Consider the following 8,284-nt stretch of genomic DNA (forward strand, 5'->3'; position numbering starts at 1 on the left):
CGGTCCTCCGGTGGTGGGTGTGCCGCGGGGGTGATTGCGGGTGGAGCGGGGTTCAGAGCCGGGGCGTGTCGCCGAGGCAGAGTTCGCCGCCCGGGCTCTGCAGCAGGGTGTGCAGGAAGAGCAGCTCGACCCCGTCGGCGGAGTCGGCGGCGATGCAGTGCGGGGTGAGCGAGTCGAAGTGGGCGGAGTCGCCCTCGTCGAGCAGGTGGACGCGCTCGCCGAGGGTCAGCCGCAGCCGGCCGCGGGTGACGTACAGCCACTCCTCGCCCGGATGGACCCGGACCACGGCGTCCTGGAGGCCGGGCGGCACCTGGACGTGCAGGGCCTGCATGGCCCGGCCGGGGGCGCCGGCCCGCCGGTAGCCCCAGCCACCGGCCCGGCCCGGTTCGATGGCGGCGCCGCGGATCACCGGGTCGGGCTCGCCGGGCTGTTCGCCGAGCAGTCCGGCGACGGTGGTGCCGTAGGCGCGGGCGAGGCCGAGCAGGACGGGCAGCGAGGGCTGGCGCTGTCCGGTCTCCAGGCGGGACACGTAAGCTGGGGAGAGTCCGACCCGGGCGGCCGCGGCCTCCAGGGTGAACCGTCCGGCGAGCCGGTGTTCGCGCAGTCGGGCGCCGAGGCCCGCGACCTCTTGGTCGTCTGTCATGCCTCCAGTGCACACCCGCCGGTGCCTCAGAGGCAAGAAACTTGCCTCCCGGGCAAACCCGCAGGTCAGCGGTGGCGCTACGGTCCGATCAGGGGCGCGGGATGTTGCGCAGGTTGCTACGCGCCAGGTCGATCATCCGGCCGACCCCGCCGGACAGCACGGTCTTGCCGGCGGCCAGCGCGAAGCCCTTGAGCTGGGCGGCGGTGATCCGCGGCGGGATGGACAGCGCGTTGGGGTCGGTGACCACGTCGACAAGGGCCGGGCCGGGGCGTTCCAGCGCCTCCCGCAGCGCCTGTTCGACCGCGGCGGGGTCGGTCACCCGCTTGGCGGGGATGCCGCAGGCCCGGGCGATGGCCGCGTAGTCCACGTCGCCGTTGTCGGTCTCGGCCTCCTGGTAGCCGCTGACCAGCATCTCCAGCTTGATCATGCCGAGCGCGCCGTTGTTGAACACCACCGTCTTCACCGGCAGCCGGTACTTGGCCACCGTGAGCAGTTCGCCGAGCAGCATGCCGATCCCGCCGTCGCCGGACAGCGACACCACCTGGCGTCCGGGGAAGGCGAGTTGGGCGCCGATCGCGTGCGGCAGGGCGTTCGCCATCGAGCCGTGCAGGAAGGAGCCGATCACCCGGCGCCGCCCGTTCGGGGTGAGGTAGCGGGCCGCCCAGACGTTGTTCATGCCGGTGTCGACGGTGAACACCGCGTCGTCGGCGGCCAGTTCGTCCAGGACCGAGGCGACGTACTCCGGGTGGACCGGGCGGTGGTGGCCGATGTCCTTGGTGTAGGCGCCGACCACGGTCTCCAGGGCCCGGCAGTGCCTGTCGAGCATGGCGTCCAGGAAGCGCCGGTCCTGCTTCTGGTCGAGCAGCGGCAGCACCGCCCGCAGGGTGGCCGCGACATCGCCGTGCACGGCCAGTTCCAGCGGGGTGCGGCGGCCGAGCCGGGTGGCGTCGTGGTCCACCTGGACGGTCCGGGCCTGCGGCAGGAACGAGTCGTACGGGAAGTCGGTGCCCAGCAGCACCACCAGCTCGGCCTCGTGCAGCGCCTCGTGGCAGGCGCCGTAGCCGAGCAGGCCGCTCATCCCGACGTCGTACGGGTTGTCGTACTGGATCCACTCCTTGCCGCGCAGCGAGTGCCCGACCGGCGCCTGCACGGTGGCGGCGAGCTTCATCACCTCCTCGTGGGCGCCGCGGGTGCCGGCGCCGGCGAAGACCGTCACGGTGCCGGCGGAGTTCAGCGCCTCGGCGAGCGCCCGGACCTGGGACCAGGGCGGGGCGGCGACCGCCTGCTCGGTCAGGAAGGTGCCCTCGCCGGTGGGCCCGGCGGCGGGCAGCGCGGCCACGTCGCCGGGGAAGACCAGCACCGAGACTCCGGGGGCGCCGAGCGCGTGCTGCACCGCGACCCGCAGCAGCCGGGGCAGCTGCTCGGGGGTGGAGACCAGCTCGCAGAAGGTGCTGCAGTCGGTGAACACCCGCTCCGGGTGGGTCTCCTGGAAGAAGCCGGTACCGATCTGGCCGGACGGGATGTGCGAGGCCAGCGCCAGCACCGGGACGCCGCTGCGCTGCGCGTCGTACAGGCCCTGGATCAGGTGGGTGTTGCCGGGCCCGCAGGAGCCGGCGCAGACCGCGAGCCGGCCGGTCAGTTCGGCCTCGGCGGCGGCGGCGAAGGCCCCGGCCTCTTCGTTGCGCACGTGCACCCAGGAGATGCCCTCGGCCCGCCGGATCGCGTCGACCACCGGGTTGAGGCTGTCACCCACCACCCCGTAGACCCGTTCCACGCCCGCCTGCCGGAGCACCTCCACCATCTGCTCGGCCACGCTGCCCATGGGGTACCTCGTCCCGTCTCGCCCGTCGCCCGCTGTCGGACCATGCCTAGCACGGCAAAGGGGACATTTCGGCCGAGGCGCACGGAAGGGCGGCCGGGGCCCGCAGGCCCCGGCCGCCGCGCGCACCGCCGTGGGGAGCGGAGCGGGTCAGCCGTGGAAGGCGGCCGTCCCGTTCGGGGTGCCGAGCCCGGTCGGGCCGTCGTAGCCCGCACCGGCCTTGCACAGGTAGGCCGGCGAGCAGCTGCCGTTGGAGCCCGTGGTCACGTCGAACAGCGAGGTGGTGTGGGCGTACGGGAAGGAGGCCGGGCTGCTGCCCGCGGACGGGGCGCCGCCGAGCGCGTAGACGCCCGCGATGATCGGCGAGGAGGCGCTGGTGCCGCCGTACACCGCCCAGCCGCTGCCGCCGTAGGTCTGGTAGACCGCGACGCCGGTGGCGGGGTCGGCGACCGCCGCGACGTCGGCGATGGTCCGCTTCTTGCAGCCGGTGTCCTTCTGCCAGGTGGGCTTGGCGTCGTAGGCCGAGCAGCCGGAGCCGCCGCCCTCGGTGGAGTTGGTGAGCCAGACCGACTCGCTCCAGCCGCGGCTGCTGGAGTCCCGCCTGAGCGCGGTGCCGCCGACCGCGGTGACGTACCGGGAGGCGGCCGGGTACTCGGCGCCGTAGGCGGAGTCGCCCGAGGAGACGGTGATGGCGACGCCCGGGTGGTTGAAGTACGAGCTGTCGTAGGAGGTGTCGGCGGAGGACTCGCCGCCGCCGTAGCTGTTGGAGACGAACTTGGCGCCCAGCGCGACCGCGGTGTTGACGCTCTTGCCGAGGTTGGCCATCGAGGCGCTGGCCGCCTCCACCAGGACGATCTTCGCCTTGGGGGCGATCGCGGAGACCATGTCCAGGTCGAGCGAGATCTCCCCGGCCCAGCCGCTGTTCTTGGCGGGGTAGCTGGTGCCGCCGTTCTGGTCGGTCTTCTTGAAGCAGCCGTTGGCGGTGGTGCAGGCCGGCAGGCCGTACTGGGCCCGGTAGACGCCCAGGTCCGCCTCGGCCGAGGGGTCGTCGTAGGCGTCCACGATGGCGATGGTCATCCCGGCGCCGCCGCCGGCCGGCAGCTTGTAAGCGCCGAGCAGGTCGGACGGGCCGTAGCCGGCCGGCGTCAGGTCCGGGGTGACGCCGAGCGCGTGCACCGGCTCGACGGTGCTGGTGACCCGCAGGGCGTGGCAGGCCATGGTGTCGCCCTTGGCCAGGGTGGCGCAGGAGCGGACCCAGGAGGTGCCGCCCTTGCTGTAGGTGGTGGGGGTGGCGGCGGCGCCGGCGGGTGCGGCGGACGCGAAGGCCGAGACGGCGAGCGCCGCGGTGCCGGCGGCGGCCAGGACGGCCCGACGGGTGCGGGGCGTGGGGGTACGCAACGGACTGCCTCCTGTGGCTGGGGTGAACCGGGGGCCGTGCGGATGCGCCGCGCGCCGGATGGGGTGGTCCGGGGCGCGGAGGGGCAGGCGGAAGCAGCGGGACGGCCGGACGGCCCGGGGGCCGCCGCCTCCCACCTGGGTGGTGCGGGGAGCTGACGACGACGCTAGACGGACATGTTCACGCCCAACAACGGACCGTCAGAAAATTGGAGGAGCCCTTTACCGCCGGTTGGCGACGGTAAAGGGCTCCTGGGAGAAAGCTTGTTGATGCCTTGTCACTCGGCGGCGAGGTGCTCCGTCCCGCCCGCCTGCACGACACCCTGCACCCCGGCCCGTGCGGTCCGCCGGGCGGGCTCGCGGCCGGGCGGCTGGACGCACCGCTCGGGCGCCTCGATCACCGCGGTCCGCCGGGTGGCGCTCTCCTCCACCCCGAGCCGCACCGGCTCGCCGTCGTGCAGCAGGGTCAGCGGCCCGCCCTTGCGGACCGTGTAGACGGTGGTGGCGTGGGTGATGTCGACCCGCAGCAGGCTCTCCCGGATCCGCAGCGTGAACGCCAGCCGCTGCAGCCCCGCGGGCAGCCGCGGGCGGAACGACAGGTGCTCCGAGTGGTCCCGCAGCCCGCCGAAGCCCGCCACCAGCGCGATGCAGGCCCCCGCCAGCGAGGCCATGTGCAGCCCGTCGCGGGTGTTGCCGCCGAGGTCGCGCAGGTCCATCAGGGCGGCCTCGGCGGTGTAGTCGTACGCCAGGTCCAGCTGGCCGACCTCGGCCGCGATCACCGCCTGGGTGCAGGCGGACAGCGAGGAGTCGCGGACGGTCAGCCGCTCGTAGTAGGCGAAGTTGCGGGCCTTCTGGTCCTCGGTGAAGGCGTCGCCGCGCACCTGCATGGCGAGCACCAGGTCGGCCTGCTTCACCACCTGCTTGCGGTACAGGTCGAAGTACGGGTAGTGCAGCAGCAGCGGGTAGGTCTCGGCCGGGGTGTTCTCGAAGTCCCACAGCTGGTGGTCGGTGAAGCCGTCCGCCTGCGGGTGCACCCCGAGCTTCTCGTCGTACGGGATGAACATCGCGGCGGCCGCGTCCCGCCAGGCCGCCGCCTCCTCGGTGTCCACGCCCAGCGCCGCGGCCTGCAGCGGGTGCCGGTTGGCGGCCTCGGCGGCGTGCCGCAGGTTGGACTGCGCCATCAGGTTGGTGAACACGTTGTTGTCCGCCACCGCGCTGTACTCGTCCGGCCCGGTGACCCCCTCGATCCGGAACCGGCCGACCGGGTCGTGGTGGCCGAGCGAACGCCACATCCGGGCCGTCTCGACCAGCAGCTCCAGCCCGTAGGTCTGCTCGAACTCCACGTCCCCGGTGGCCCGGACGTAACGCACCACGGCCGCCGCGATGTCGGCGCCGATGTGGAACGCCGCGGTACCGGCCGGCCAGTACCCGGAGCACTCCTCCCCGCGGATCGTCCGCCACGGGAACACCGCTCCCGCCAGGCCCAGTTGGGCCGCCCGCTCACGCGCCATCGGCAGCGTGGTGTGCCGCCAGCGCAGCGCCTGCCCGACCGCGCCGGGCAGGCAGTAGGTGAGCACCGGCAGCACGAACATCTCGGTGTCCCAGAAGCTGTGCCCGTCGTAGCCGGGCCCGGTCAGACCCTTGGCGGGGATGGCCCGCTCCTCGCTGCGCGCACCGGCCTGCAGCACGTGGAACAGCGCGAACCTGGCCGCCTGCTGGAGCTCGACGTCGCCCTCGATCTCGATGTCGTTGTTCGACCAGAACCGCTCCAGGAAGCGGCGCTGCTCCGCCACCAGCCCGTCCCAGCCGGTGTGCCGGGCGGCGGTCAGCGCCGCCTCCACCTGGTCCCGGACCGCGGGCAGCGAGCGCGTCGCCGACCAGCCGTACGCCATGAACTTGACCAGCCGCAGCTTCTCCCCGGCCTCCAGCACGGTGGTGACGCTGATCCGGCCCTGGTCGTCGGTGGACTCCGCGGTGGTGTCGACCTGGTCCGGGCCCTCGATGGCGTGGTCGGTCCCGGCGGCCACCCGCAGCCCGCTGTAGCGGGTGCGGTGCACCAGCACCGTCTTGGTGCCGGCCGCGTGGTGGAGTTCGGAGACCAGCGGCTGCTCCAGCACCGCGGCCGCCCGCGGGTCGCGCTCCCCGCCCGGCAGCTGCTCGTTGGCGACCAGCTCGGACTGGACCACGATCCGCACCGGGCCGTCCACCGCCTCCACCGTGTAGTCGACCGCCGCCACCGCCCGCTGGGTGAGCGAGACCAGCCGCACCGAGGTCACCTTGACCGTCCGCCCGGCCGGCGAGGTCCACTCCGCGTACCGCCGCAGCAGGCCGTCCCGGAAGTCCAGGCTCCGCTGGTGGCTGCGGAGTTCGCCGTAGCGCAGGTCGAACGGCTCGTCGTCGACCAGCAGCCGGATGACCTTGCCGTTGGTGACGTTGATGACGCTCTGCCCGGACTCCGGGTAGCCGTAGCCGCTCTCCGCGTACGGCAGCGGACGCAGCTCGAACACGCCGTTCAGGTAGGTGCCGGGCAGACCGTGCGGCTCGCCCTCGTCGAGGTTGCCGCGCAGGCCGATGTGGCCGTTGGACAGCGCGAACACCGATTCGGCCCGGGCCTGGGCGTCCAGGTCCAGGCCGTGCTCGGCGACCCCCCACGGGTCGACCGAGAAGGCGTCGGGCGCGGTCACAGCGGGTCCCCCTCGACCAGGTCGGACAGGTCGGCGACCACCAGGTCCGCACCGTGGGCGCGCAGTTCGTCGGCCTGGCCGGTACGGTCGAGGCCGACCACCGCGCCGAAGCCGCCGGCCCGCCCGGAAGCCACCCCGGCGAGCGCGTCCTCGAACACGGCGGCGTGCTCGGGCGGCACGCCGAGCGCCTTCGCGGCCGCCAGGTAGGTGTCCGGGGCGGGCTTGCCGGCCAGCTGCTCGCGCTCGGCGACCACGCCGTCCACCACCACGTCGAACAGCCCGTTGATCCCGGCGGCCCGCAGCACGTCCCGGCAGTTGGCGCTGGAGGAGACCACCGCGCGCGGCAGCCCGAGCGCCTGCAGCCGGTGCAGGTAGTCGACCGAGCCCGGGTAGGGCTGGACGCCCTGCTCCTTGATCATGCGCAGCACGGTGTCGTTCTTGGCGCTGCTGAGGCCGTGCACGGTACGGGTGCCGGGCGGGTCCTGCGGGGTGCCCTCCGGCAGGTGGACGCCGCGGGCCTCCAGGAACCCCCGGGTGCCGTCGAGCCGGGGTCTGCCGTCGACGTAGCGGTCGTAGTCCTCGACCGGGTCGAACGGGACGAAGTCCGGGCCGCCGCGGGCCGCCTCCGCCCGTAGGAAGGTGTCGAACATGTCCTTCCAGGCGGCCGCGTGCACCTTGGCCGTCTGGGTGAGCACGCCGTCGAGGTCGAACAGGAAGGCACGGATGTCGTCCGGGAGTCCCAGCATGCCTGTCAGTCTCGCTCGAACACACGGCAGAGCCGCCCATTTGCAGCTCGGCTGGCGCGTCGCGAACGGGCGGCGGTACGGCCGGTGACGCCCGGTCAGGACCGGGCGTCACCGCACCGGTCACTCCTCGGGCGACTTGATCACGGCGAAGACCGCGCCCTGCGGGTCCTGGACCACGGCGAACCGGCCCCAGGGGGCGTCGGTCGGCGGCATCAGCACCGAGCCGCGCGCCTTCACCAGCGCGTCCACCGTGCTGTCGGTGTCGTCCACCGCGAAGTAGGTCAGCCAGTGCGAGGGGGTGCCGGGCGGCAGGCTGCCGCCGAGCTTCTGGACACCGCCGACGGCCTTGCCGTCGACCTCCAGCGACCAGTAGTGGGTGGCGCCCTCCATCAGCGGCAGCCGGACGCCGAACACGGCCGGGTAGAAGGCCTTGGCGGCCTCCGGGTCGGCCGTGTTGAGCTCGTTCCAGACCAGCGCGCCGGGCTCGTTGACCACCTGGGCGCCGGCGAAGTCCACCGGCTGCCAGACGCCGAACACCGCACCGGTCGGGTCGGCCACCACCAGCATCCGGCCGACGGTGCCCACGTCCATCACGGGCATCAGTACGGTGCCGCCGGCAGCGCTGATCGCCGCCAGGGTGGCGTCCGCGTCGTTCGACGACAGGTAGGTGGTCCAGGCGACCGGCGGCTCGGGCATGCCCTCGGGTGCCATCGCCGGGCCGATGCCGGCCACCGGCTTGCCGTTGAGGGTGCAGATCGCGTAGCCGCCGAACTCGGCCGGGCCGATCTCGCCCTGCCAGCCGAACAGGTCACGGTAGAAGTCGAGCGCGGCCTGCTGGTCCTTGGCCATCAGGTCGACCCAGCACGGGGTGCCGGGCTTGTACGGGGTGGTGACTTCGGGCATAGCGCCTCCCAGGGTCGGGGTCCCCCGCCCACCTTGGCCGCCCGCCCGCCGTCCCGCCACCGGAGGCCCGGTCCGGGGCGGGCCCGGGGCGGGG

At 73.5% G+C, this 8,284-nt stretch carries 6 protein-coding genes; all 6 read right to left on the bottom strand.

Annotated elements, in window-relative coordinates; translation table 11 throughout:
- Positions 1 to 52 precede the first annotated feature (52 nt).
- The 6 genes from AA75_RS18495 to AA75_RS18520 all read right to left on the bottom strand — a co-directional run bounded on the left by AA75_RS18495 (position 53) and on the right by AA75_RS18520 (position 8,190).
- Positions 53 to 643, bottom strand: a complete 591-nt coding sequence (locus AA75_RS18495) for a helix-turn-helix domain-containing protein (RefSeq protein WP_033821196.1) — start codon at positions 641 to 643, stop codon at positions 53 to 55.
- An 88-nt stretch (positions 644 to 731) separates the two neighbouring features.
- Entirely contained in the window at positions 732 to 2,465 is a 1,734-nt protein-coding gene (locus AA75_RS18500; RefSeq protein WP_033821197.1) for a pyruvate dehydrogenase, read from the bottom strand.
- Positions 2,466 to 2,612: 147 nt separating this feature from the next.
- Entirely contained in the window at positions 2,613 to 3,860 is a 1,248-nt protein-coding gene (locus AA75_RS18505) for a S53 family peptidase (protein WP_033821198.1), read from the bottom strand.
- Positions 3,861 to 4,135: 275 nt separating this feature from the next.
- Positions 4,136 to 6,541 carry a glycoside hydrolase family 65 protein gene (locus AA75_RS18510; protein ID WP_033821199.1) on the bottom strand — a complete coding sequence of 802 codons (2,406 nt, stop codon included), beginning with the start codon at positions 6,539 to 6,541 and terminating at the stop codon, positions 4,136 to 4,138.
- Entirely contained in the window at positions 6,538 to 7,287 is a 750-nt protein-coding gene (locus AA75_RS18515; RefSeq protein WP_033821200.1) for an HAD family phosphatase, read from the bottom strand. The genes AA75_RS18510 and AA75_RS18515 overlap by 4 nt, the downstream gene beginning before the upstream one ends.
- A gap of 120 nt (positions 7,288 to 7,407) precedes the next feature.
- Positions 7,408 to 8,190 (bottom strand): VOC family protein, encoded by a 783-nt coding sequence (locus AA75_RS18520; RefSeq protein WP_033821201.1) that lies wholly within the window; start codon positions 8,188 to 8,190, stop codon positions 7,408 to 7,410.
- Positions 8,191 to 8,284: the final 94 nt, after the last annotated feature.

Source organism: Kitasatospora sp. MBT63 (assembly GCF_000710465.2).
Taxonomy (GTDB): domain Bacteria; phylum Actinomycetota; class Actinomycetes; order Streptomycetales; family Streptomycetaceae; genus Kitasatospora.